15 protein-coding genes and 1 tRNA gene are annotated in these 24,544 nt (G+C 70.4%); 3 read left to right on the forward strand and 13 right to left on the reverse strand.

Annotated elements, in window-relative coordinates; genetic code table 11:
• Nucleotides 1-2: 2 nt before the first annotated feature.
• From AC3WR5_RS25230 to AC3WR5_RS25275, 10 genes are all read right to left on the reverse strand, one after another.
• Nucleotides 3-7,046 carry an SDR family NAD(P)-dependent oxidoreductase gene (locus AC3WR5_RS25230; RefSeq protein ID WP_492488044.1) on the reverse strand — a complete coding sequence of 2,348 codons (7,044 nt, stop codon included), beginning with the start codon at nucleotides 7,044-7,046 and terminating at the stop codon, nucleotides 3-5.
• Nucleotides 7,046-12,331 (reverse strand): amino acid adenylation domain-containing protein, encoded by a 5,286-nt coding sequence (locus AC3WR5_RS25235; protein ID WP_492488046.1) that lies wholly within the window; start codon nucleotides 12,329-12,331, stop codon nucleotides 7,046-7,048. The genes AC3WR5_RS25230 and AC3WR5_RS25235 overlap by 1 nt, the downstream gene beginning before the upstream one ends.
• Nucleotides 12,328-13,026, reverse strand: coding sequence for a 4'-phosphopantetheinyl transferase family protein (locus AC3WR5_RS25240; RefSeq protein ID WP_492488047.1), 699 nt, complete (start codon nucleotides 13,024-13,026; stop codon nucleotides 12,328-12,330). The genes AC3WR5_RS25235 and AC3WR5_RS25240 overlap by 4 nt, the downstream gene beginning before the upstream one ends.
• Nucleotides 13,004-13,771 (reverse strand): thioesterase II family protein, encoded by a 768-nt coding sequence (locus tag AC3WR5_RS25245; protein ID WP_492488049.1) that lies wholly within the window; start codon nucleotides 13,769-13,771, stop codon nucleotides 13,004-13,006. Before AC3WR5_RS25245 ends, AC3WR5_RS25240 begins: the two co-directional genes overlap by 23 nt.
• A 2-nt stretch (nucleotides 13,772-13,773) precedes the next feature.
• Nucleotides 13,774-14,040, reverse strand: a complete 267-nt coding sequence (locus AC3WR5_RS25250; protein WP_141289948.1) for an MbtH family protein — start codon at nucleotides 14,038-14,040, stop codon at nucleotides 13,774-13,776.
• A gap of 134 nt (nucleotides 14,041-14,174) precedes the next feature.
• Complete coding sequence (locus AC3WR5_RS25255) at nucleotides 14,175-14,399, reverse strand: FecR/PupR family sigma factor regulator (protein ID WP_492488051.1); 225 nt, start codon at nucleotides 14,397-14,399, stop codon at nucleotides 14,175-14,177.
• 114 nt (nucleotides 14,400-14,513) lie between these two features.
• The gene (locus AC3WR5_RS25260; RefSeq protein WP_231012875.1) at nucleotides 14,514-15,032 is read right to left on the reverse strand and encodes a sigma-70 family RNA polymerase sigma factor; all 519 of its coding nucleotides are present in this window, start codon (nucleotides 15,030-15,032) and stop codon (nucleotides 14,514-14,516) included.
• Nucleotides 15,033-15,490: 458 nt separating this feature from the next.
• Nucleotides 15,491-15,567: transfer RNA gene (locus AC3WR5_RS25265), tRNA-Val, on the reverse strand.
• A 64-nt stretch (nucleotides 15,568-15,631) separates the two neighbouring features.
• Nucleotides 15,632-17,884 carry a RelA/SpoT family protein gene (locus AC3WR5_RS25270; protein WP_492488052.1) on the reverse strand — a complete coding sequence of 751 codons (2,253 nt, stop codon included), beginning with the start codon at nucleotides 17,882-17,884 and terminating at the stop codon, nucleotides 15,632-15,634.
• A gap of 21 nt (nucleotides 17,885-17,905) precedes the next feature.
• Nucleotides 17,906-18,784 carry an alpha/beta fold hydrolase gene (locus AC3WR5_RS25275; protein ID WP_492488053.1) on the reverse strand — a complete coding sequence of 293 codons (879 nt, stop codon included), beginning with the start codon at nucleotides 18,782-18,784 and terminating at the stop codon, nucleotides 17,906-17,908.
• 132 nt (nucleotides 18,785-18,916) lie between these two features.
• Between AC3WR5_RS25275 and AC3WR5_RS25280 the strand changes: the two genes are divergently transcribed.
• Complete coding sequence (locus AC3WR5_RS25280) at nucleotides 18,917-19,687, forward strand: 3-hydroxybutyrate dehydrogenase (protein WP_492488055.1); 771 nt, start codon at nucleotides 18,917-18,919, stop codon at nucleotides 19,685-19,687.
• 24 nt (nucleotides 19,688-19,711) lie between these two features.
• On the opposite strand, the gene AC3WR5_RS25285 is transcribed toward AC3WR5_RS25280, so the two are convergent.
• Entirely contained in the window at nucleotides 19,712-20,446 is a 735-nt protein-coding gene (locus AC3WR5_RS25285; protein WP_492488056.1) for an SIMPL domain-containing protein, read from the reverse strand.
• A gap of 158 nt (nucleotides 20,447-20,604) precedes the next feature.
• Here AC3WR5_RS25285 and ompR point away from each other — a divergent pair, with 158 nt between their 5' ends.
• Together ompR and AC3WR5_RS25295 are read left to right on the forward strand one after the other, a co-directional pair.
• Nucleotides 20,605-21,339 carry an osmolarity response regulator transcription factor OmpR gene (gene ompR / locus AC3WR5_RS25290; RefSeq protein ID WP_141288276.1) on the forward strand — a complete coding sequence of 245 codons (735 nt, stop codon included), beginning with the start codon at nucleotides 20,605-20,607 and terminating at the stop codon, nucleotides 21,337-21,339.
• 217 nt (nucleotides 21,340-21,556) lie between these two features.
• A complete protein-coding gene (locus AC3WR5_RS25295) occupies nucleotides 21,557-22,861 on the forward strand; it encodes a sensor histidine kinase (protein WP_141288280.1) in 1,305 nt (434 codons plus the stop codon).
• Here AC3WR5_RS25295 and ispF read toward each other — a convergent pair whose 3' ends face one another.
• Together ispF and ispD are read right to left on the reverse strand one after the other, a co-directional pair.
• Nucleotides 22,862-23,356: a 2-C-methyl-D-erythritol 2,4-cyclodiphosphate synthase gene (ispF, locus tag AC3WR5_RS25300; RefSeq protein WP_141288275.1), complete on the reverse strand. Its 495-nt coding sequence runs from the start codon at nucleotides 23,354-23,356 to the stop codon at nucleotides 22,862-22,864. It abuts the gene before it with no gap.
• A complete protein-coding gene (gene ispD, locus AC3WR5_RS25305) occupies nucleotides 23,353-24,456 on the reverse strand; it encodes a 2-C-methyl-D-erythritol 4-phosphate cytidylyltransferase (RefSeq protein ID WP_141288274.1) in 1,104 nt (367 codons plus the stop codon). Before ispD ends, ispF begins: the two co-directional genes overlap by 4 nt.
• Nucleotides 24,457-24,544: the final 88 nt, after the last annotated feature.

The raw sequence follows: 24,544 nt of genomic DNA on the forward strand, positions 1-24,544 counted from the left end.
GTTCAGTCCTCCACCTTCGCCGACGCCAGTGGCGCCAGGGCTGTGCGCTCGAACATCGCGCCCATCGCGACGACGATCTTGCGCGGGCCCTGGTAAGGGTCGCGTGCGTGGGCGGCCAGCATGTTGTCCAGCATCACCACGTCGCCCTGGCGCCAGTCGAAGCGCACCGCGCAGGCCTCGTAGGCCTGGCCGATCTGGGCCATGGTCGCGTCCGGAATGGGCTCGCCGTCACCGAAACAGACCTGGCGCGGCATGCGCGCTGCGCCCACTGTTTCCAGCAGGTCGGCGCGCACCTCGGGCGCCAGGCAGCTGGTGTGGTGCAGCTGCACCTGGTTGAAGAAGACGCGCTCGCCGGTCACCGGGTGCTGGATGACCGCGGGGCCGCGGCTGCGGGTCTGCAATGCGTCGTCATCGAACCAGCGCCAGGCGATGCCGGCAGCCGCCAGCCGGGCCTCGACGACCGCGCGGTCATCCGTCTTGAAGAAGTCGCGCCAGGGCACGTCCAGGCCCGGCACGAAGGTGCGCACGTACAGCAGCTCGCGCCGCTCGAACTCGGCCACCAGCTCGGCGGGCAGGCGGCGCAGCATCTCGCGCCCGTCGACGATGGGCGTGGCGCCGCCGACCGGCGATGGCAGCTCGCAGAAGAACCACTGCTTGCGCGGCCAGCGCTCCAGGTGCGCGCTCTCGTTGTGGAAGAGGATCATCTCGTCCTCGGGGTACGGCGTGGAGCGGTAGGTGTTGCGCCCGCCCTCCTTCTTCGGCAGGTCGCCATAGCTGCCGTAGAGCTGAGGCTCGATGGCCTCGGCGAAGCGCTCGAAGTCCTGCGGCGTGTGCAGGCCGGTGTTGCGGAACAGCAGGCCACCGTGGCGCGCCAGCAAGGCCTCGACCTCATCCGCATGGCCGCGCGCCCAGGCGGCGAGGTCCAGGCCCGGTTGCTGCGCTTGCAGCACCAGCGGGAAGTTGCGGCCGGGCTGCAGCGGGCGGGCCTGCAATGCACCGCCGACCAGTTGCAACGGCGCCGCGGCGCGCGGGCCTTTCAGCGCCTGCAGCGCGGCGAGCTTGGCGGAGGTGTCGAGCTTGCGCGGCGGCGTGGCGGTTGGCGAAGCATGGTCAGCGGTCATGGGCAGGCGCTCCGGAGAAGGCATCAAGGTGTGCAGCGGCTGGCCGGGCTGCTGCACGATGGCCTGCAGCAACTGCTGCCAGGCCTGGGCATGGCGGGCCACGGTTTCGCGCTCGTACAGCGCGGTGGCGTAGACCCAGTCGACCTGCAGCGCGCCGCCGTCCTGGCGCACGAAGACGGCGAGGTCGAACTTGGATTCGTTGAGCTGCTGCGGCAGCACCTCGATGCGCGCGCCCGGCAGCTCGAAGCGCACCTCGGGCGTGTTCTGCAGCACGAACAGCATCTGCACCAGCGGGTTGCGGTCGCGCTGGCGGGGCACGCCGGCCAGCTCGACGATCTCGTCGAACGGCGTCGCCTGGTGGTCCAGCGCCTGCAGCGCCGCACGCTGGCTGGCTTGCAGCCAGTCGGTGAACGAGGGCCAGGCTTCATTGCCGGTGGCGGCGGGCAGCCGCGAACGCAGCGGCACCACGTTGACGAAAAAGCCGATCAGCGGCTCCAGGTCCGGGTGCCGGCGGCCGGCCACATCGGTGCCGATCACCAGGTCGTCCTGGCCACACAGGCGATGCGTGAGCGCGAGGAAGGCGGCCAGCAGCACCTGGAACAGCGAGGCCTCGTGGGCGCGGGCGAGGCGCTGCAGACCGTCGGTCAACTCGGCGTCCAGGCAGGTGGACACCGCGGCGCCGACCTGCGAGGCGCGGGCGGGCCTTGCCTGGTCCGCCGGCAAGGCGCTGAGCGCGGGCGCGCCGGCCAGCTGGCCGCGCCAGAAGCGCGCGCTGGCCTGGCCTTCGGGTGCGGCCAGGCTGGCGGCGTACCAGGTGGCGTAGTCCACATACTGCACCGCGAGCGGCGGCAGCGCGGGTGGCCGAGGCGCCAGCAGCGCTGCGTAGTTCTGGCCGAGTTCCTGCGCGAAGACGGCAATGGACCAACCGTCGAACACGATGTGGTGCACCGAGAGCATCAGCACGTGATGCTGCGGCGCCAGGCGCACCAGCGCGGCCTGCATCAGCGGCCCGCGGTCGAGCGAAAACGGTTCGCGGATGAAGGCATCGAAGCCGGCCTGGAAACGCGCCTCGCGCTCGGCTCCGGGCAGCGCTGACAGGTCGGTCAAAGGCAGCGGGATCTGCAGCGCTGCGTGCACCTGGGCCACCGGTGCGCCGTCGCCGTCTTCGGTGAAAACCGTGCGCAGCGTTTCGTGGCGCGCGACGATGGCGTTGATGGCCCGGGCCAGCACGAGGGAATCGAGTGCGCCATGCCAGGCGAGTGCGGCCGACATGTTGTAGGCGGCGCGGCCCAGCGCATCGTCCGCGCTGCCGAGGCGGTCCACCAGCCACAGCCGGCGCTGCATCGGCGACAGCGGCAAGGCCGCATCGCGCGGCACTGGCACGATGAGCTGGCTGGCCGCGGGCTCGGCCTGCTGCGCGCCCATGTGGGCAGCCAGCGCTGCGAGGGTGGGTGCCTTGAAGAACTCGCTGGGGTGCAGCGCCAGGCCGTGGCTTTTGTGCAGGCGGGACAGCAGCTGGATCGCGACCAGCGAGTCGCCGCCCAGCTCGAAGAAGTTGTCGTGCAAGCCGATGGGCGCGAGGCCCAGCCGCTCGGACCAGGCCGCCGCCAAGACCTGCTCCAGCGCGCTGGCCGGGGCGACAAAAGGCGTGGCCAGGGCCGGCCGGGGGTGGCGTTCGGCAGCGGGCGCGGCGGCCGGTGCCTCGGTCTCGTCCAGGCCTTCGAGCAGGCTGCTGTCCAGCGGGCCGAGGCGGCGGGAAAGATCGGTGGTGGCAATGACGACCTGCGGCACGGCCGGGCCGTTGACGATGCGCTCGAAGGCCAGTGCGCCTTCCGGGCCGCTCATGCCCAGGCCTTCGGGCAGCACCAGCCCGCGGGCCATGCCCAGGTCGCGCCAGGCATCCCAGTTGACCGAGATCACCGGGTAGCCGCCTTCCCGGTGGCGCGCGGTGGCCAAGGCGTCCAGGTAGAGGTTGGCCGCGGCGTAGTCGCTCATGCCCAGGCCGCCGGCCAGGCTGGCGATGGAGGAGCAGAGCAGCACGAAGTCCGGGGCCTGCGCGGCCGGTGCTTCGTCCAGCGCGGCCAGCAGCGCGCGGCTGCCCAGGCGCTTGGCGGCCCACACCGCCTGGGCCTGCGCCAGGCTGCGGTGGGCGATCATGCCGCCGCCCGCATCGCCGGCCGCGTGCACCACGCCATGCAGCGCGCCGAAGTGCTGGCGCGCCTGCGCGATGGCCTGGCGCACCGCGGCAGCGTCGGCCACGTCCACGGCCAGCGTCAGCACCTGCGCGCCTGCGGCCTCCAGGGCCAGCAGCGCGGCCAGGCGTTCGCGCAAAGGCGCGGGCTGGGCAGCGTCCGCGGCGATGGCGGGCCAATGCGCACGCGGCGGCAGTGCGCTGCGGCCCAGCAGCACCAGCCTGGCCTGCCAGTGCTGCGCCAGGTGCTGCGCCAGCGCCAGGCCCACCCCTCCCAGGCCGCCGGTGATCAGATAGACGCCTTGCCGGCGCAGGCGCGGGCTGGCGGCCGGCGTGAGCGCCAGCGGTGCCCAGGTCTTGTGCCAGCGATGCGGGCCGCGCAGCGCGAGCGGCGAGGCCGTGTCGGCAGACAGCGCTTCGGCCAGCACGGCGGCGGCAAGCTGGCGCTCGGCGGCGCTTTCGGGCGCGGGCGGCAGCAGGTCCAGCACACGCACCTGCAGGCCTGGCGATTCCTGGCCCATGACCTTGGCCAGGCCTTGCAGCATGCTGCGCTCGGGCCACAAGGGCTCGCTGCCGGTGAGGTCCTCCATGCCCTGGCCCACCAGCGTCAACGCCAATCGGCGCGACGCACCTGGCTCGGCCGCGTCCAGTGCCTGGGCCAGCGCCAGCAGGCCGGCGTAGTGTTGGGCCAGCCAGCCGTCCTCGCCGCCTTCAGGGAGGGTCCCCAGGCCGGCGAGGTGCAGCACCTGGCCGGCAGGGCCGTGCGTGGCGATGGCTTCCGTCAACAACCGGGCCAGCGCCTCGCGGCTGTCGAAAGGCAAGGTCCATTGCTGCGGGCCGTGGCGCTGGAAGCTGGCGCCGGGTTGCGCCCACAGCGCTGCCCTGCCCTGTTGCCGCGCCTGTTCGAACACGGCAGTGGCCATGCTGCAGTGCAGTTCACCGAGCACCAGCACCCAGTCGACCGGCCGCGCGCCATCGGGCCGCGGCAGGCGGGACCAGGCGGGCGCATGGAAGACTTCGGCGGGCGCAGCGGCGGTAGCGCCGCTAGAGCGCTCGACCCAATGGCGGCGGCGCTGGAAGGCATAGCCCGGCAGCGGCACGCGGCGGCGGCTGTGGCCCGCGTGATGCGCCTGCCAGTCGATCGCCACGCCGGCTGTCCACAGCGTGGCCAGGGCCTGCGCCAGTTGCTGCGCATGGCGCTCGGGCTGCTGGGCGCGGGCCTGGCTGGCGACGATGGCAGCAGCACTTTCGGCTTGCGCATGCTGGCGCGCCAGCGCGGTCAGTGTTTCGCCCGGGCCGATTTCCAGCAGCACACGGCCCGGCACGCGCAGTGCCTCATTCAGCCCGTCGGCAAAGCGCACCGTGCCGCGCAGGTGCGCTGCCCAATACGCCGGGTCCTGTGCCTGTTCCGCGGTGATCGCCTGGCCGGTCACGTTCGAGATGAACGGCCAGCGCGGCGCCTGGCGCGGCACGGCTGCGACCAGCGCCTGCAGCGCCGGCAGCAGCGGGTCCGTCATGGCCGAGTGCGAGGCCACCGCCACATGCAGGCGGCGCGGCGAATGGCCCAGCGCCAGCAGCCGCTGCTCCAGCGTGGCGACTGCGGCTTCGGGCCCGGAGAACACGCACACCTGTTCGGCGTTGACCGCCGCCAGGTCGCAGCCACTGTCCTGCAGCAGCGGGGCCAGCGCCTCGGGCGCAAGTGTGACGGCGCTCATCGCCCCTGCGGGCAGGCTGTGCAGCAGCCGGCCACGGGCGGCCACCAGGCGCAGCGCGTCGTCGCGCGTGAACACCCCCGCGACGCAGGCGGCCACGTATTCGCCCAGGCTGTGGCCCAGCATCGCGGCCGGCCGCACACCGCGGCGCAGCCACCACTGGGCGAGTGCATGGTCGATGACAAACAGCGCAGGCTGGGCGATGTCCATGCGCGCCAGCAGCCGGTTGGCCTCGGCCTCGTGGCCGGGCGCGGGGAACAGCAGCGTGCGCAGGTCCAGCCCCAGCTCGGGCTGCAGCAGCGCGCAGCAGGCGTCGATCTCGGCGCGGAATGCCGCGTCTGCCTGGTACAGCGCCTGGCCCATGCCGGCATGCTGGGTGCCGCCACCGGGGAACAGGAAGACGAGCTCGGGCGGCTGCTCGCCGGCGGTGCGGACTTGCAGTTGCGGCGCAGCCCAGCCTGCCGCCGCCTGCCCCCGCTCACGTGCCACCACGGCGCCACGCTGCGCAAACGCGCGCCGGCCGGTCTGCAGCGTGAAGGCCACGTCGGCCAGCGCCAGGCCTGGCGTTTGCTGCAGCTCGGTGGCGAGCCGAAGCCCGGCCTGGCGAACGGCAGTGGCGCTCTGCGCAGCCAGCGGCAGCACCTGCCACGCACCGTCGTCTGGCTCGGTCACCACGGCCGGCGCTTCTTCCAGCACCACATGCGCATTGGTGCCGCCAATGCCAAACGAGCTGACGCCTGCGCGGCGCGGCGTGTCACCGGCCGGCCAGGGCCTGGCCTGGGTGTTGACGTAGAACGGGCTGCGCGCGAAATCGATGCGCGGATTGGGCTGCGTGAAATGCAGGCTGGGTGGCAGCGTGGCGTGCTGCAGCGCCAGCGCCGCGCGGATCAACCCGGCCACGCCGGCGGCAGCATCCAGGTGGCCGATCTGGGTCTTGACCGAGCCGAGGGCGCAGAAGCCGCTGTCGGCGGTGCCCACGCGGAAAGCCTCGGTCAGCGCGGCGACTTCGATCGGGTCGCCCAGCACGGTGCCGGTGCCGTGGGCCTCGACATAGCCGATGCTGCGCGGCGAGACACCCGCCAGCGCCAGCGCGGCCTGGATCACCGCGGACTGGCCGGCAATGCTGGGCGCGGTGAAGCCGATCTTGTCGGCGCCGTCGTTGTTGACGGCCGTGGCCTTGATGACGGCGTGCACCGTGTCGCCGTCGCGCAGTGCTTCGTCCAGGCGCTTCAACACCACGATGCCGGCGCCGCTGCCGATCACGGTGCCGGCGGCCTGCGCGTCGAAGGCGCGGCAGTGCCCGTCGGGCGACAGGATGGCGCCGGGCTGGTGCTGGTAGCCGCCTTCGGCCAGCAGGTTCAGCCAGACACCGCCGGCGAGCGCCGTGTCGCACTCCTGGCTCAGCAGCGCCTGGCAGGCCATGTGCACGGCCACCAGCGAGGTGGAGCATTCGGTCTGCACGCTGACGGCCGGGCCGCGCAGGTCCAGCTTGTAGGCCACGCGGGTGCACAGCGAGCCGGAGGAGTTGCCGCTCATCAGGCCCAGCAGGTCCGAGATGCCGGCGCCCGGGGCCAGGCCGGCGCCCGGCAGCAGGTGCTGAATCAGGTACAGGTTTGGGCCTTCACCGGCATAGACGCCCACCGAAGCGGCACGCGCCTCGCCATGGTGGCCGGCGTGTTCCAGCGCCTCCCAGGCGCATTCGAGGAACAGGCGCTGCTGCGGGTCCAGCTGCGCGGCCTCGCGTGGCGAGTAGCCGAACAGCGCAGCGTCGAACTGGTCCACGCCGGGCAGCGGCAGGCCGGCCTTGACGAAGTCGGGATCGGCCAGCTGTGCTTCGCTGACACCTTGCGCGCGCAGCGTGGCGTCGCTCAAGGGCGTGAGCGCCTCGGCACCGTCACGGATCAGGCGCCAGTAGCTGGCCAGGTCCGGCGCGCCGGGGAAGCGGCCGGCCATGCCGATGATCGCGATGTCGGTGCCGGCCACGTCGGCGTCGTGCAAAGGGGAAGCGGAGGCGCTGTTCATCACGAGGTCCTGGGTCTGGCCGACTGGCGTTGGCGCTGCGCTGCGCGTTGGCGTTGGGCGCGGGCCTGTGGGTCATCGGCGACGGATGCGAGGCTGGCCGCCATCGCGGCGGGCTCGCCGAGGTGGCGCGCCAGCGCGGCCACGGTGGGATGGCTGAACAGCGCCATCAGCGTGAGGGCCGGCGCCAGGCGCTGGGTCAACTGGCCGTGCAGGCGCATCAGCAGCAGGGAGTTGCCGCCGAGGTCGAAGAAGTTGTCGTGCAGGCCGACACGCGCCAGGCCCAGCACCTCGGCCCAGGCCGCCGCCAGGGCTTGCTGCAGCTCGCCTTGCGGCAGCGCCACGTCTTCCGACTGCGGGCGCGCAGGCAGGCGCCGCTCGGCCAGCACGCGCCGGTCGCGCTTGCCGCCGGCCGTCAGCGGCAGCTGTGGCAGCACCGCCAGCAGGCTGGGCACCATGGGTTCGGGCAGTTGCGCTCGCAACGCCTGGCGCAGCGTGTCGGCCGCCAGCGTGGCACCGGCCGCCGGCACCACGGCGGCCACCAGCACCGACCCCTGCGGGCCTGCCTGCAGACCCGCGAGCGCCTCGCGCACACCGGGCAGCGCACACAGCGCCGCCTCGACTTCGCCGAGCTCGATGCGCCAGCCGCGCAGCTTGACCTGGTCGTCCACGCGGCCCAGGCACAGCAGCTGGCCGTCCGGTCGCAGGCAGGCGCGGTCGCCGGTGCGGTAGAGCCGGCCGCCGGCGGCGTCGAATGGATTGGCGACAAAGCGCTCGGCGCTCAGCGCGGCGCGGCCGAGGTAGCCCCGCGCAAGGATCTCGCCGCCGAGGTAGAGCTCGCCGGGCACGCCGGGCGGCAGCGGCTGCAGGCTGTCGCCCAGCACCCAGGCCTGGCGCGCACCAACGGGGGTGCCGATTGGCAAGCCACGCGTCGCATCGTCGGCCGCCTCGTTGAAGTCTGCCGCGGCAACCCATGCGGTCGGCGTGATGACGGCCTCGGTCGGGCCGTAGGCGTTGAGCACCTGCTGCGGCCGCAGCACTCGGCGGGCCAGCGCCAGGTCTTGCGAGGTCCAGGCTTCGCCGCCGCACAGCAGCAGGCGCAGCGGTGGCGCGGCCGGCGGCGCAGCCTGGTCTTGCAGCAACTGGCGCAGGTAGGCCGGCGGCAGGTCGGCCACCGTGATGGCGTGGCGCGTGCAAAGCGCCGCCAGGTCCTGGGCCTGCGAGGGCCATTCGGGCGGGCAGACCAGGCGCGCGCCGGCCCACAGCGGCATCAGCCACTGCTCGATGGCCGCGTCCACATGCGAGGGCGCGAACTGCAGGCAAACGTCATCGGCGGTGAGGCTGCAGCGCTGCGCCATCGCGGCCAGGTGCAAAGCCAGCGCGCCATGGCTCACGGCGACCGCCTTGGGCTTGCCGGTGGTGCCGGAGGTGTAGAGCAGGTAGGCCAGTTGCGCAGGATGCGAGGCTGGCATGACTGCGGCAGGCGGGCTGGGCTCAACAGGTGTGTCCAGGCAAAGCAGTCGCGTGCCGGGCAATGCCAGCGGCTGCAGGCCGGGCGCCAACGCGGCTTCGGTCAACAGCCAACGGGCGGCGCTGTCCTGCAGCAGCTCGGCCTGGCGCGCGGCCGGCAGCGTGGGCTCCAGCGGCAGGTAGACACCGCCGGCCTGCAGCACTGCGAGCAGTGCGACGACCTGCCAAGGCGAGCGCGACAGCGCCACGGCCACCGGGGTCTCGCGCGGCAGACCCAAGGCCCGCAACTGGCCGGCCAGGCGGTCGACCCGGCGCTGCAGTTCGGCATACGTGACCGGCTCGCCGGCCTCGCTGTGCCAGGCCGCGGCTTCGGGCTGCTGGCGGGCCCGCTGGGCGATGGCGGCGGGCACCAGCAGGTCGGCAACGGCGGCCGTCTGTTGCACGATGGTCGGCGAAACGGTGGCGTCGGCCAGGCGGCGGTCGGAAGCGCCCAGCGCGGCGTCCAGCACCTCGTCGATGAGCCGCAGGTAGCGCGCAGCCCAGCCGGCGACGGTGGCCGGTACGAACAGATCGGCCGCATGGTGGAACTCGAGCTGCCAGCCACCTTCGGCGGTTTCGTTCACGTCCAGGCTCAGCTCGAAGGCGGCTGCCAGGTCCGGCAGGCGGCTGGCCTGCACCGTGAGGCCGGTGAAGCCCGGTTGCGGCAGCGCGGGCTGCAGGTTGAACATGACCTGGAACAGGGGGCTGTGGGCCGGGTCGCGCTGCGGCTGCAGGGCTTGCACCAGCGCTTCGAACGGCAAGGCCTGGTGGGCCAGCGCGCCCAGCGATGCCGCCCTCACCCGTTCCAGCAGCTGCGCCACGCACAGGCCGCCATGCAGCTCGGTGCGCAGCACGACGGTGTTGACGAACATGCCGATGGGCGCTTCGAGCGCGGGCTGCGGCCGGTTCGCCACCGGCACGCCAACGCGCAGGTCCTGCAGGCCGGTGTGTTCGTGCAGCAGCCACTGGTAGGCGGCCAGCAGCAGCATGAAGGGCGTGAAGCGGCCGACCTGGGCTGCGGCGCGCAGGCGCGCTGCCTGCTCCGCGGGCAGCGGCAGGGCATGGCAGGCCGAGCGCAGCGGCACGCCGGGGCGGCGCGCGTGGTCGGCCGGCAGGCGCAGCAGCGGCTGCTCGTCGCCCAGCTGTTCGCGCCACCAGGCGAGCTGGCGCGCAGCTTCGGGGCCGGCCAGCCAGTCGCGCTGCCAGACGGCATGGTCGGCCACCTGCAGCGGCAGCGCTGGCAAGTTGGCGCTGGCCTGGCCCTGGACCGTTGCGCTGTAGTGATGCGCAAGCTCGTCCAGCAGCACGGCCATGGACGCACCGTCGGCCGCGACGTGGTGCAGCACCAGCGCCAACGTGTGGCGGTCGGCCGCATGGCGGATCAGCGCCACGCGCCACAGCGGGCCGCGGGCCAGGTCGAAGGGCTGGCGGTGCAGCGCTTCGATGGCCTGCGCAGCTGCCTCTGGTGGCTGGCCGGCGAGGTCGATCAGCGGCAGGCTCAGCGCCTGAGCCGCTTGGATGCGCTGCAGGCCGGCTGCGGAGTCGAAGACCGTGCGCAAGGCTTCGTGGCGCTGGGCCAGCGCGTTCAGCGCGGTTTGCAGGGCGGTTGCCTGCAGCATGCCGTCCAGCCTGAGCGTGCCACCCAGGTGATAGGCCGGGCTGGCCGGGTCCAGCTGCCAAAGGAAACATTGGCGCGCCTGGGCCGGCGACAGCGGCAGCGGCCCTTCCCGCAGCGCGGCGGGCAAAGTGGCGATGCGCTGCAGCGCGTGCTGCACGCCACCGGCCTGCAGCCGGGCGATCTCGGCCGCCTGCCCGGCCAACACAGGGTGGGCGAACACGGCTTGCGGCGAAAACGCCAGCGACCAATGTTCGGCCACGCGGGCGGCGAGCTGGGCGGCCCGCACCGACTGGCCGCCGCAGCTGAAGAAATTCGATTCCCGTGAGACTGGGACGGGGGATTCGCCGCCAATGTTCAGCACTTGCCGCCACAGCCCGGCCAGCTCGGTTTCCACGCCGGGCAGCGGTGCCGTGCCAGCAGGCTGCGAGTCGTCGCCCCCACGCACGAAACGGCCGTGGGCATGGATGGCATAGGCATCGGCACTGCCGTCCTGCCAGGCCTGGCGGCAGGCGCTGCGCTGCAGCTTGCCGCTGGTGGTGCGAGGCAGGCCACCCGGATTCAGCAACAACAGCACCGCCGGCGCTTCGCCGCACTGGGCGCTGACGGCAGCCGCCAGCGCGGCGACCAGGGCTTGCGGTGGCACCAGCTTCTGCATGCCGCGCGAGACTTCGACCGCCAGGCCGATGCCCTCGCCTTCACCGTCCGCCAGCTCGACCGGGAAGGCCGCGACACGGCCCTTGCGCACCGCTTCCACTTCGGCTTCGACCGCGGCCTCGATGTCCTGCGGGTAGACGTTGTGCCCGCGCACGATGATCAGGTCCTTCAGCCGGCCGGCGAGGTAGAGCTGCCCGCCGTGCACAAAGCCCAGGTCGCCGGTGCGCAGCCAGCGCTGGCCGGCCTGCTGCACGAAGGCGGCCGCAGTGGCCTCCGGCCGGCCCCAGTAGCCCTGGGCGATGCTGGCGCCGCTGGCCCAGACCTCGCCCACCTGGCCAGGTGCAGCAGGCTCACCGGTGACGCCCTGAGCGATCTGCAGCGTGTGTCCGGGCGCCACCGCGCCACAGGCCACCAGTTGCGGTCCTTGCGCTGCGGCGCGGGCATGGCCTTGCGCCAATGCATCGGCATCGAAGACGGGGGCGTGCAGGCCATCGCCGCGCCGGCCGCCGGTGAGCATCAGCGTGGCTTCGGCCAGGCCGTAGCAGGGGTAGATGGCCGCGGCGTCGAAACCCGCGGCGGCGAAGCGCTGGGCGAAACGCTGCATGGTGTCCGCGCGCACCGGCTCGGCGCCGGTGTAGGCCACGCGCCAGTGCGAAAGGTCCAGCGTGGCCAGCTGTGCGTCCTTCACGCGCTCCAGGCACAGGCGGTAGGCGAAGTCCGGCCCGCCACTGATGGTGATCCGGTGGCGGCCCATCATCTCCAGCCAGCGAATGGGACGCTCCAGGAAAAACGCGGGCGAGGCCAGCACGCAAGGGATGCCGCTGAAGAAGGGCTGCAGCAAGCCGCCGATCAAGCCCATGTCGTGGAACAGCGGCGACCAGACGAACATCGCGTCGCCAGGCACCACACCCATGCAGGCCTGGATCACCTGCTCGTTGGCCATCAGGTTGGCATGGCCGACCATCACGCCCTTGGGCGCGGCGGTGGAGCCCGAGGTGTACTGCAGGAAGGCCAGGTCATCGGGCGCCGGGCTGTGCGGGCGCCAGGCGTCGGCGGAGGTCTGGTCCACGCTGTCCACCGCCACCGGCTGCAGCCCGCCCAGCGCGGCGCAGCCTGCCTGCAGCGCGGCCAGGGTCAGCACGCCTGCGGCCTGCGCGTCGGCCGCAATGCCGGCCAGGCGTGCCATGTGCTGCGGCCGGTGAGGTTCCGGCGGGAATACCGGCACCGCCACCATGCCGGCGTAGAAGCAGGCGAACATGGCGCAGGCGTAATGCTGGTCGTTGTCCAGCGCCACCAGCAGTCGCGCGCCGGGCGCAAACGAGGCTTGCAGACAGGCTGCCAGGGCGCGAACCCGGGCCTCGAACTGCCGGTAGCTGAAGGCCTGCTCTTGCACTGCACCTTGCGCATCGGCGGCGACCACGGTCAGCGCGGTGTCACCGGGCCGGCGCTCGGCGAGCTGACGCAGATGGTCGACGAGATTGGCGGCCGGCACGGCGGTGAAGGTCATGCGGCGTCCTGCAGCATCAAGGGAAAGGAAGGCGATGCGGCAAGCGCAGCCACATGGCCGTGCGGCACCGGCAGCGGCCAGACCGACAGCGCCGGCCAGTGCGGCGGCAGTTCGAGTTCATAAGGCGCGGCTGGGTGGGCCGGCACAGCCGGCACCGAGCAGGCACCCAGGTGCTCGCCAATGCCCAGGCCCATGGCCTTCAGCACGGCTTCCTTGGCTGCCCAGGTGGCAGGCAATGTGGGCCGGGCGACCGGGTCTTGCAGCCGCTCGCGTGGGGACAGCAGTTGCGGCGCGAGCTCGGTCCAGTCGGCCACTGCGTCACAGCATTCGATGTCCACACCCAGGCAGTCCACATGGCCAAGGGCGACCAAGGCATGGCGGCCGGCATGGGCGACGTTGAAGGCAGGCGTTGCCACACCTGCGCCTTGCAGCTGCGGCTTGCCATGCGGCCCGGCCTCGAAGCACAGGCTGCGCGGGTCGCGCCCGCAGGCATGTGCCAGCAGCCGGCGCAAGGCCGCTCGCGTGGCGGCAAAGCGCAGGCGGTCCGCATGGCACCAGAAGGCCTGGGCGCGGCGACGTTCGCCGTCGTCCAGCAGCTGCCAGTCCGCTTCGGCCAGCGGCGCCTGCAGGTCCAGCGTCAGCAGGTGCACCTGCACGTCGCGCTGCAGCGGCTCAGGCAAAGGCAGGCGTTGCATGGTCGGCGCCTGGCGCGAAGCGAGCCAGCGAACGGGTGAGGCAGGCCAGCGTTTGCGCTTCCTGCTGGCGAATGAAGAAGTGCCCACCGTCGAACCAGTCCACGCTGGCCGGGCCGGTGCTGACCTGCCGCCAGGCTTGGACCGCGTCGGCGCTGATGTCGTCCTGCCGGCCGGCCAGCACCTGCAGCGGCAATGACAGGCACGGCAAGGGCTGCGCTGCCTGCTGCAGTGCCAGCTCGAAGCTCTGGCAGACGGCGTAGTCGGCCGCCAGCACGTCCAATGTCATGCGCCGCAGTTCGGCATGGGCGAAGACTTCTTCGGGCGTGCCGCCCTGCCGGCGCAGGTCGGCCATCAGCGCTTCGTCGCCCTGCAGGTTTTGGAAGCGCGCCGGGTCGCGCGCGCCGGGCGCCGGGCTGGCGGAGACGACCAGCGCCAGCGGCATCGGCGCGCCGGCGTGCTGCTGGCGCAAGGCCATGCCGTAAGCCAGCAGCGCACCCATGCTGTGGCCCAGCAGCACGTAGCGGCCGCGCATGGCGGCCTGCTGCTCGGCGCAGAGCTGCGCCACCAGCGTTTCGAAATCGGTGGCAGCGGACTCGTCCAGGCGAGAACCGCGCCCGGGCAGTTCCACCGGCTGCACGCGCAGCCAGGGCGGCAGCTGGCGGCGCCAGCGCAGGTACATGGTGGCGCTGGCGCCTGCGCAAGGCAGGCACAGCAGGTCAACGCCGGAAGCCGGCATGGCGGGCATGCTCACTGCAGAGAGACGGGCGCCTGGGCGGCTTCGCCCTGGCCGGCCTCGGCCTGCTCTGCCATCCATTGCCGCAGCGACAGTGGCCGCATGTCGACCCAGGCCTGCTCGACAAACGCGAGCACGGTCTTCTTGTCGCCCTTCACGCCTTCGATGGCCTTCCAGCCACCGGGCACGGCCTTCCATTCAGGCCAGATCGAATACTGTTCTTCGTGGTTGACCAGGACGATGAAGGTCTCGTCCTCTCGGTCAAAGCAGCTGGTTGACATCGGCGTCCTCGCGCGGTTGAAGGGAGCGAAGACGCATGGGCAAGGCCGCGAGGCCTGCGCATGCGCCGTCGTTCTTCAAGACGCGCCGGGCGGCGATTTGTTTAGGCCGGCAACGTGAGACCGGCGGTGCGGGTTCAGCGTTCTTCGCTGTCCGGCAAGTCGATGTCGTTGACGGGTGGCACCAGACCGGTCATCAGCCAGACCTTGCTGGCCCGCTCGTAGGCGGCCCGATGGCCGGGAGCCTCGTTCAACCAGGCCACAAGCGCGGCCTGCTCGACAGCCGGCAGATCGGGCATTTCATGCTGCCGCTGCACCCAGGCCCAGGCGGCCTGCCAGACGGCATCATGCGGTGGCTGCATGTCGTGATCCATGCAGCGCGTTTTACCTCACAACACGCAATGTTTCAGACGCAGCGCATTTCGCTGCACCTGTTTGTGCGACACATGCACCTCGCCCGGCCAAAACGGCGCTGTTCAGTCCGCCATGCCGGTCCTGAGCACCGGGCAGCTCATCAGCACCTGCATCGCATCCTTGATCATGAAGTTGACCAGCGTGGCCGAGCAGTCGAGCTTCTTGCCGATGTCGCGCTGCGTCATGCCACTGAGGCGGTACAGCTCGAACGCATGGCGGGTGCGAGCAGGCAGCGTGTCCAGCGCCTGGTCGACCGCGGCCAGCATGCGCCTGTCCTGCACCAGCTGGTCCGGCGTGAAACCGCCCGCCACGGGCGGCAGTTCGCCATCGTCGGAGTAGATGCGGTAAGTCGATTCGACTTTTTGCCGGCGGTAGTGGTCCAACGCCACGTTGCGCACCACCTGGCTGCAGAACGCCTGCGGCTTGCCCACGACCTCGATGCTGGCCCGCTCGACGACCTTCAGGTAGGCCTCCTGCACGACCTCTTCGGCCAGGTCGAGAGTGCCGACGATGCGCTGGGCCAGCATGCGCAAATGCAAGCGGCTGCCAATGAAGACTTCGGCCAGGGAACTGCTGGGCAAGCAAGACATGCTGTGGGCGCCTCCACACGCCTGACCGGGCGAGATTGCCCAAGGTCACCTGTTTGTCATATTGAATGAGAATGATTATTATTCATTAAGATAATGGTGCGATCAAAGCACGCGTTGTCTGAAAGGACAAGCAAGCGACAGAACATGCAACGCGGCCGAAGGCGAAAGTGCGCCCAGGCGAGCCGTAGGCACCGGCCTGGCGCCTGACGCAGCGCGCATCCACAGCCCAGCGCGACCGTCCGGCATCCCGGGATCTGCGTGAGCAACCTGCCGCGCGGGCAAAGGCCCCGCCTGCGCTGGCACAGGAGACCCTGCACAGGTGAGCATCAGCCGGCAGCGGCGGCCACAGACAGCGCCAGCAATCGCGTCCGCTTTTTCGTACTTTTTCGTACCGCCAAGAAAAAAAGCACTTGGCGTTGCCGCCAAGTGCTTGATTTCCCTACCGAATTTGGTAGGCGCGATTGGATTCGAACCAACGACCCCCACCATGTCAAGGTGGTGCTCTAACCAACTGAGCTACGCGCCTGCTGAGCCTCGCAGTATATGCCGGTTTTCGGGAAGTTGGCAAGCTGCCCTGAAAAAACTTCCAACTACTTTCGACGGACCTGGCGCACGCCGGAGACGGCAGCCACCTGCCTCAGCACCTGCTGAAGGCGCGCGGCGTCGCTCACCTCCACGGTGAAGACCATGCGCAGGCTTCTGCCGCTGGCTTCCTTGAGGGTGCTGCTGTGCACGCCGGTCACGTTCATCTTCTCTTTCGAGAAGACTTCGGTGATGTCGCGCAGCAGCCCGGGGCGCTCGGCCGAGTCGATGGACACGTCCACCGGGTAGGCGGCAACGCGGTCCTTGGGCGTCGCGCCCCAGGCAACGGCGATCTCGCGCTCGGGCATGCGCTGGGCCATGTAGCGGAAGTTCGAGCAGTCCAGCCGATGAATCGCCACGCCCTTGCCGCGGGTCACGAAGCCGCCGATGGCGTCCGGCGGCGCCGGGCGGCAGCAGCGCGCAAGGTTGGTCAGCAGGCTTTCGACGCCAACCACCAGCACGCCGCCGCGCGCGCCCTGCCCGTCTGCCTTCGGCCGGCGCAGCACCGGCATTTCGTTGTCCGGCGGCGGCGGAGGCGGCGGGCGCAGCAACTGCTCGATGTTGCGCAGCGAGTATTCGTCCTTGCCGACCAGCTCGAACAGCGCGTCCGCGTCCTTGAAGCCAAGCTGATCGGCCAACTCCGCGAGCTTCAGCGAGGTGCGACCTTCGCGCTGCAGCAGCTTTTCGACCAGCTCGCGGCCACGCGCGATGGTGCCGGCCTGCGCTTGCGTGTTGAACCAGGCGCGCACCTTTGCGCGGGCGCGTGGGCTGCGCAGGAAGCCGAGCTCGCTGTTGAGCCAGTCAAGCGACGGGCCGCCTTCCTTGGCGGCGATGATGTCCACCGTCTGGCCGTTGGCCAGCGGCGTGGACAGCGGCACCATCACGCCGTCGACCCGCGCGCCGCGGCAGCGGTGGCCCAGGTCGGTGTGCAGTGCGTAGGCGAAGTCCACCGGCGTGGCGCCGGCCGTCAGCTCAATCACTGTGGCCTGCGGTGTGAAGACGTAGATGCGGTCATCGAAGCGCCCTTCAGGGCTTTGCTCGGCATGGCCGGCAAAGTCGCGCTCCCAGGCCAGCAACTGGCGCAGCACGGCCTTGCGGGCCTCGGCCACACGCTCTTCGAATTCGCCTGCCGCCGCCACGCCGGCATAGCCTTTGGCGCCAGCCTCCTTGTAGGCCCAATGCGCGGCCACGCCGTATTCGGCATGCTCATGCATGGCCTGGGTGCGGATCTGCACTTCGATCGGCCGGTCGTCGTCGCCCAGCACCACGGTGTGCAGCGAGCGGTAGCCGTTGGGCTTGGGTTTGGCGATGTAGTCGTCGTATTCGGCGGCGACCGCGCGGTAGCGTTCCTGCACCCGGCTCAACGCGGCGTAGCAAGCCGGCACGTCGGCCACGACGACACGCAGCGCGCGCACGTCCATCACGCGGTCGAACGGCAGTTGCTTGCCCTGCATCTTTTTCCAGATGCTGTAGATGTGCTTGGGCCGACCGTAGACCACCGCCGGCACGCCGTGCGACTGCAGGTCCGCGCCCATCTGCTTGCGCACCACTTCCACGCCGGCTTCGCGCTCCACGCGCTTCTCGGCCAGCAGCCTGGCAATGCGCTTGTATTCCTCGGGCTGCAGGAAGCGGAAGGCCAGGTCTTCCAGCTCCCACTTGAACTGCCAGATGCCCAGCCGGTTGGCCAGCGGGGCGAAGACCTGGGCCGACTCGGCCGCCAGCGCCTGCGGGCAACCCTGCTTGCTGGCCGCGTACCAGCGCAGCGTCTGCAAGCGCGAGGCCAGGCGCAGCAGCACCACGCGCAAGTCCTTCGAGAAGGCCAGCAGCATCTTGCGCACGCGCTCGGTCTGCTCGGCCTGGCGCGCCGTGCCCATGACCTGGGCCTCGCGCGCGGCGCGCTGCACCTGCACCAGCTTGCGCGTCAGCGTGACCAGGCTTGCATAGGAGGCGCCGAAGGCCTTCTCAACCACTTCCTCGGGCCGCTGCAGATAGTCGGCCGCATAAACCAGGTAGGCCGCGGCCTGAAGCGATGGGGCGCCGCCAATGCCGGCCAGCAGCGCGGCCATGCCTTCGGCGTGATCAAACGCGTCTTCGCCGGTGTCCAGCGCCCGGCCGGCCAAGAGCGGCTCGGCAAAGGCGCGGGCTCTTGCAAGGCCACTGGCGCCGTCTTCGACTGGCCGCACGCCGGGCGGCGAAGCCAGCTCGCCGGCCAGCGAAACAATGGGGGCGGTGGCGCCGTCCGGCCCGAGCTGACTTCTCATGCGCTCACTTTCATTCGGCGTTCAATCGCCCAGCAGGAAGGCGCGCACCACCTCGACCTGGTCATGCTGTACCAGCATCGGCGCATGGCCCACGCCGGCGAATTCGTGCAGCGTGGCACGCGGGCCGCGCCGTGTCATCTCGGCGGCCGTCTCAGGCGCCAGCAGATCCGACTCTGCGCCGCGCAACAACAACGTCGGGCAGGCAATGCGGTCGTAGGCGGCCCAGAGCATGGCTTCTCCGGCGGTGGTGGCCTGCGGCGTGACGGTGCGGAAAGGCTGCGCCAGCGCCAGGTCGTAGTGCGGCTTGAAGCCGTCACCATCAGGCTTCAATTGCGGCGCGCTGAGTGCCAGCCACTGCTCGCGGGTATGCGGGCCGAAGCCTTGGGAGATCGCCCACAGCGCGTCTGCCGCTTCGTCCAGGTTGGCCCAGTGCGAAGGCTGGCCCAGGTACTGGCCAATGCGCTGCAGCGAGGCCCATTCGATCTTCGGGCCGACGTCGTTCAGCACCAGCTTCTCGAAGTGGCAGCCCGGCAGGCCGGCCAGGCTCATGCCGATCAAGCCACCCATCGAAGTGCCCACCCAGCTGAGCTGCTGCGCATCCAGCCGGGCCAGCAGCGTGACCATGTCGGCCACATAGGCGGGGATCTGGTAGCCGGCCGGGTCGGCCAGCCAATCGGAGCGGCCACGGCCAACCACGTCCGGGCAGACCACGCGGAATTCGCCGGCCATGGCTTGTGCCAGCGTGTCGAAGTCCCGGCCCTGGCGCGTGAGGCCGTGGGCACAGACCAGCACGCGCGGGTTGTCGGCCTCACCCCATTCCACATAGGCCATGCGGTGCAGCCCGCGGGCGTCCAGGCACTGGACTTCGCGTTCACGCGGCAGGTGCAAAGGCTTGTTCATGGAGGGCTCGGATTTTGGGTGGGGCACCAGATAATCGACTGTAGCAACCCCCGGCGGAGAACGACGGCCAGCGCCTGAGTTTCCTTGTCCGCCGCGTGGCACCCGGCTCTTTCGTTCATCGGAGAAACGCACATGCTCAAAGGAAAAACCGCCATCGTCACCGGCTCGACGAGTGGCATTGGCCTCGGCATCGCCAAGGCCCTGGCCGCGCAAGGCGCGAACATCCTGCTCAACGGCTTCGGCGAATACGAATCGGCCAAGGCCGAAGTCGCTGCGCTGGGCGTGAAGGTGGCCTACCACGGCGCCGACATGAGCAAGCCGGACGAGATCGCCGCGATGGTCCAGGCCTGCGAGGCCGAACTCGGCCCGGTGGACATCCTGGTCAACAACGCTGGCATCCAGTTCGTCGCGCCGGTGGAGGATTTCCCCGTCGAGCGCTGGGACGCCATCATCGCCATCAACCTCAGCGCCACCTTCCACGGCACGCGCCTGGTGCTGCCCGGCATGAGGCAGCGCAACTGGGGCCGCATCCTGAACGTGGCGTCCACGCACGGCCTGGTGGCCTCGGCGCAGAAGTCCGCCTACGTGGCAGCCAAGCACGGCGTGGTCGGCTTCACCAAGGCGGCGGCGCTGGAGACCGCAACAACCGGCGTCACCGTCAACGCCATCTGCCCCGGCTGGGTGCTGACACCGCTGGTGCAAAAGCAGGTCGAGGACCGCGCCAAGGCCCAGGGCGTCAGCGTGGAAGAAGCGAAGAAGACCTTGCTGGCCGAGAAGCAGCCTTCGCTGCAGTTCACTACGCCGGAAGAGCTGGGCGCGCTGGCGGTCTTCCTCTGCTCGCCAGCGGCCGACAACATGCGCGGCACCGCCATCAACATGGACGGCGGCTGGCTGGCGCAGTGAGCCAGCGCTGGCGGGCGGTGAGGCTTACTTCAGCTGCACGCTGCCGGTGACGGTGGCCGTGACGCTTTCCTTGCCGGCCTGCACTGCCAGCGATTCGCCGTCTGCCGCGGACGACAGCATGGCCTTCGGCGCGGCGGCCGCGCGGTACATCGGCTGCGGCACCCCGCCGCCGTCGCTGCTGGTGCTGACTTCGCGCAGCGTGTAGCTGCCGTAGCCGAACAGCTTGGCCTGCTCGCTGGCGCGCGCCTTGAAGCGGGTGATGGCCTCGGCGCTGACCGCCGCTTCCACCGTCTCGCGGGCTTCGCGCGACAGGCTGTAGCCGACCTGCGAGATCGTCATCGTGCCGATGCGGCCGGACAAGGCGCCGATGGCCGCCATGTCGCGCCCTTCGACGAGCAGCTCGCTGCGGCCCTGCCAGCCGCTGATCGCACCCTTGCTGTTGTAGCGCGGGTAGATCGAGAAACCGGTGGTCTGCACTTCGACCTGGCCGGGCTTGGCGCCCTTGCGAGCCTCGGCCAACGCGGCGTCCACCGCCTGCTTCAGCTGGGACTGCACGCCGACTGCGTCAGCGCCCTCGCGTTGCACCGCAAAGCTCAGCCGCATCCAGTCCTGCGGGACTTCGGTGGTGGCCGTGGCGCTCAGCGTCAGCACGCCGGACGGCGGCGGCGCATCGGCGAAAGCCGGCGCGGCGGCCACGCAAAGGCTGGCGGCCAGGACGGCGGCGGAGATGAAAAAGCGGGATGAGACGGGATGTTGCATGTGCTTCATCATCCCTCAACGGGGCATGGGTCCGCGCCGCCGACCGCAGTTTCAGGGCCGGTCACAACCGGGGCAACATTTGTAACAACGCGTCAGCATCCCGTTTTGACCCTGATCCGCCCGTCAGAATCGCCGCTGTTACAAATTGGGAGTCGCTCATGAGCACCCACGCCAACACCCGCCCGGACCGAATCGTCGTTGTAGATGACGATGCCCGCATTCGCGACCTGCTGCGCCGCTACCTCACGCAGGAAGGTTTCGACGTGCTGCTGGCCGAAGATGCCAAAGCCCTGAACCGCCTGCAAACCCGGGAAACCATCGACCTGATCGTGCTGGACCTGATGCTGCCCGGCGAAGACGGCTTGTCCATCTGCCGCCGGCTGCGTGCCGCCGGCGACCCGACGCCCATCATCATGCTGACCGCCAAGGTCGAGGACGTGGACCGCATCGTCGGCCTGGAAGTGGGCGCGGACGACTACCTGCCCAAGCCCTTCAACCCACGCGAGCTGCTGGCCCGCATCCATGCCGTGCTGCGCCGCCGCCCGGCGCAGGAAGCGCCCGGCGCGCCGGCCAAGGAACAGCAGGTCGTCAGCTTCGGGCCGTTTGAATTCGACCTCTCGCTGCGCCGCCTGACCAAGGACGGCGACCAGATCACGCTGACCACCGGCGAGTTCTCGATGCTCAAGGCGCTGGTGCGCCACCCGCGCCAGCCGCTCTCGCGCGACAAGCTGGCCCAGCTGGCCCGCGGCCGAGAATTCGAGCCCTTCGACCGCAGCCTGGACGTGCAGATTTCCCGCCTGCGCAAGATGCTGGAGCCCGACCCGTCGAACCCTCGCTACATCCAGACCGTCTGGGGCGTGGGCTACGTGTTCGTGCCCAGCGAAATGGTCTGAGCACTGAGCCGGTGAAGTGCCATCCGTGGGAAGCGTGACGCTGCCTGACGCACCGCAAGGCGGCGCCCCCTCCGAACGTCCGGCCGAAACGCCAGAGGCGCGTGCGGCGCGCCGCGCTGCGCGCAGCCGCAGCCAGCGCAGTGCCAGCGCCGGCAGCACCAGCGGCAGCAAGAAGCGCCGCCCGCGCCGGCTCGGCCCGCTGAAAGCGCCTCTGTCGCTGAACCTGTTCTGGCGCACTTTCGTGCTGCTGGCGCTGCTGCTTTCCTTCGGCATCCTGGCCTGGGTGCAGACGCTGCGCCAGCTCGAATTCGAGCCACGCGCGGTGCAGGCTGCGCAGCAGATCGGCAGCCTGGTCAACCTCTCCCGCGCCGCGCTGCGCTACTCGGACGGCATCAACCGCATCGCGGTGGTCAAGACCATGCGCGAGGAAGAGGCTGTGAAGATCGTGCCGCGCGAGCCGGGCGACAAGTGGGAAGCCTTCGAGACCGACCGCTTCACCCGCCGCGTGGCCGACGACCTGCGCGCCCGGCTGGGCCCCAGCACCGTGGTCGCCCGCACCGTCAACGGTCTGCCTGCGCTGTGGGTTGGCTTCGAGATCGATCAGGACCCGTACTGGATGCAGGCCGAATACGCCCGCGTCGAACCGCTGACGCCGGGCACCTGGATTGTCTGGGTCAGCATCGCGCTGATCGCCACGGTTTTGGGCTCGGTGACCATTGCGCGCTTGATCAACCGGCCGCTGAAGGACCTGTCGTTTGCCGCCAGCCGCATCCGCGAAGGCGAGTACGACTCGCGGCTGGACGAAAGCACCATCACCACCGAGATCCGCGCGGTCAACATCGGTTTCAACCGCATGGCGCGCGAGCTGGCCAAGGTAGAGGAAGAACGTGCGGTGATGCTGGCCGGCATTTCGCACGACCTGCGCACGCCGCTGGCACGGCTGCGGCTGGAAGCCGAGATCAGCGTGGCCGACGACGAGGCCCGGCGCAACATGGCGCTGGACATCGACCAGCTCGACGCGATCATCGACAAGTTCATGGACTATGCCCGGCCGGACGATCCGCACCCGGTGCCTGTGGACCTGAGCAGCGTGATCGAGCGCGAGGCCGCAGCCTTCCGCGACCAGTCGCAGATCCGCTTCTCGCTGCGCCTGCCGCCCACGCTGGGCGTGCTGGGCGACGACACCGAACTGGGCCGCGTGTTCGCCAACCTGTTCGAGAACGCGCGCCGCTACGGCCGCACGATCGAGACCGGCGTGGCCAAGGTCAAGGTCAGCCATGTGCTGGCCGGCGACACGGTGATCATCACCGTGCGCGACTACGGCCAGGGCGTGCCGCCCGAAAAGCTGGACCAGCTGACCACGCCTTTCTTCCGCGGCGACGCCGCCCGCACCGCCGCCACCGGCGCCGGCCTGGGCCTGGCCATCGTCAAGAAGGCGCTGCAGCGCATCGACGCCTCACTCGAACTGGCCAACGCGCGCGACGGCGGCCTGATGGCGCACATCAGGCTCCGGCGAGCTTGATCAGTTCGCGACAGCAGCCAACAGGCAGACCGCGCGGGTCTCGATGGCCAGTCCCTCGCCCACCGGCCCCATCTTCTCGGCAGTCTTGGCCTTGACGTTGACCCGGCTGGCGTCGATGCCCAGCACCTCGGCAATGCGCGCAACCATTGCGCCGATGTGCGGCGCCATCTTCGGCGCCTGGGCGACGATGGTGCTGTCCAGGTTCACCACTTGCCAGCCGGCGGCCTGCACACGGCGGTAGGCCTCGGCCAGCAGCACGGTCGAATCGGCACCTTTGAACTCGACGGCGGTGTCGGGGAAGTGCCTGCCGATGTCGCCCAACGCGGCGGCGCCCAGCAGCGCGTCGGTGATCGCATGCAGCAGGGCATCGGCGTCGGAATGGCCCAGCAGGCCATGCGTGTGCGGGATGGTGATGCCGCCCAACACCAGCGGCCTGCCGGTGACGAGTTGGTGCGTGTCCCAGCCTTCGCCGATCCGGAGTGCGGGCAGCGTCATGCCGGCGTTTCCATGCGCTGGGCAATGCGCCACAAGACGCCGCTGGGGTCGAACAGCACCATGTCGACCAGGCCCCAGGGGCGTTCCTCCGGCGGCTCGACGCGTACACCGTAGCGCGCCGCCACGCCGTTCTGCTGCAAGCCGCGCCAGAAGCCGTCCAGGTCGTCCAGCGTCAGGTGCATCATGAAATTGGCGGCGTGCTGCGGCTCGTAGAAGTCCTGCAGCAGGAAGCCGGTGCCGCCCAGCTTGAAGCCCGCCAGGTTGCCGTGCTCGAACTCCTTCGTGAAGCCGATGTCGGCATAGAAGCGCAGCGACAGCGCGAAGTCCTTGGCCGGCACGAAGGCCCGCATCTCGGGGCCTGGCCTGACCGATGCCAGCAACCGCTCGGCCAGCGCAAAGTCGCCGGGCCAGGTGACCTTGAAGTTCTCGTAGTCGCCCCGCACCAGCAGCGGCTGGTGGCCCAGGGCCTCGACGGCGCTGGCCTCGTCGGTGATCTGCGCCGGGTCTGCCGCGGCCAGCGCCGGGGCCAGCAGGCCCAGGCGGAACATCTGCGGCGTCTGTGCGGCCCACTTGCCGTCGCGCGGCACGGTGGCCTGCACGCGGCCCCGTGCTTCGGGGTGCACGTCACCGTCCGCATCGGCCTTCAGTGTGTCGGCCAACGGCAATGCCAGCAGTCCGCCCACTTCGTCGTCGTGGCAGGTGTCGATCAGCCGGTCCACCCACTCGGCGCGAATCAGGCAGCGCGCCGCGTCGTGCACCAGCACCCAGTCGTGCGGCTGCACGCCGCGCATCTTCAGCTCGGCCAGGCCATTGGCCACGGTTTCGGCGCGGGTCGCACCGCCCACCTTGGCGGTCCAGAGTCGGTCGCCCACCAGGCCTGGAAACTCGTCATCGAACTGCTCGTCGTCCGGCGCCAGCACCACCAGCGTGGCCTCGATGCGGGCCACGCCGGCCAAGGCGGCCAGCGTGTGGGCCACCAGCGGCCGGCCTGCCACCGGTTCGTATTGCTTGGGGTTGTGGCTGCCAGCGCGGCGGCCAGCGCCAGCGCAGGGCACCAGCGCAAAGCAACGCGGCACGCTGCCGATGGTCATTGAATTCATAGACCCGATTCTAGGGAAAGGCTGCACAGGGAAGTCCCTGGCCTGGCATGTCATGCCAATGCAAGTGCACCCGCAGCAGGCCTGAACA

It is taken from the genome of Ideonella sp. FW305-24, assembly GCF_058788035.1.

What these genes read in the sequence shown, in the direction of transcription:
- AC3WR5_RS25230 (WP_492488044.1), bottom strand. Translation starts at nt 7,046, where the DNA reads ATGAACAGCGCCTCCGCTTCCCCTTTGCACGACGCCGACGTGGCCGGC.
- AC3WR5_RS25235 (WP_492488046.1), bottom strand. Translation starts at nt 12,331, where the DNA reads ATGACCTTCACCGCCGTGCCGGCCGCCAATCTCGTCGACCATCTGCGT.
- AC3WR5_RS25240 (WP_492488047.1), bottom strand. Translation starts at nt 13,026, where the DNA reads ATGCAACGCCTGCCTTTGCCTGAGCCGCTGCAGCGCGACGTGCAGGTG.
- AC3WR5_RS25245 (WP_492488049.1), bottom strand. Translation starts at nt 13,771, where the DNA reads ATGCCCGCCATGCCGGCTTCCGGCGTTGACCTGCTGTGCCTGCCTTGC.
- AC3WR5_RS25250 (WP_141289948.1), bottom strand. Translation starts at nt 14,040, where the DNA reads ATGTCAACCAGCTGCTTTGACCGAGAGGACGAGACCTTCATCGTCCTG.
- AC3WR5_RS25255 (WP_492488051.1), bottom strand. Translation starts at nt 14,399, where the DNA reads ATGCAGCCACCGCATGATGCCGTCTGGCAGGCCGCCTGGGCCTGGGTG.
- AC3WR5_RS25270 (WP_492488052.1), bottom strand. Translation starts at nt 17,884, where the DNA reads ATGAGAAGTCAGCTCGGGCCGGACGGCGCCACCGCCCCCATTGTTTCG.
- AC3WR5_RS25275 (WP_492488053.1), bottom strand. Translation starts at nt 18,784, where the DNA reads ATGAACAAGCCTTTGCACCTGCCGCGTGAACGCGAAGTCCAGTGCCTG.
- AC3WR5_RS25280 (WP_492488055.1), top strand. Translation starts at nt 18,917, where the DNA reads ATGCTCAAAGGAAAAACCGCCATCGTCACCGGCTCGACGAGTGGCATT.
- AC3WR5_RS25285 (WP_492488056.1), bottom strand. Translation starts at nt 20,446, where the DNA reads ATGCAACATCCCGTCTCATCCCGCTTTTTCATCTCCGCCGCCGTCCTG.
- ompR (WP_141288276.1), top strand. Translation starts at nt 20,605, where the DNA reads ATGAGCACCCACGCCAACACCCGCCCGGACCGAATCGTCGTTGTAGAT.
- ispF (WP_141288275.1), bottom strand. Translation starts at nt 23,356, where the DNA reads ATGACGCTGCCCGCACTCCGGATCGGCGAAGGCTGGGACACGCACCAA.
- ispD (WP_141288274.1), bottom strand. Translation starts at nt 24,456, where the DNA reads ATGAATTCAATGACCATCGGCAGCGTGCCGCGTTGCTTTGCGCTGGTG.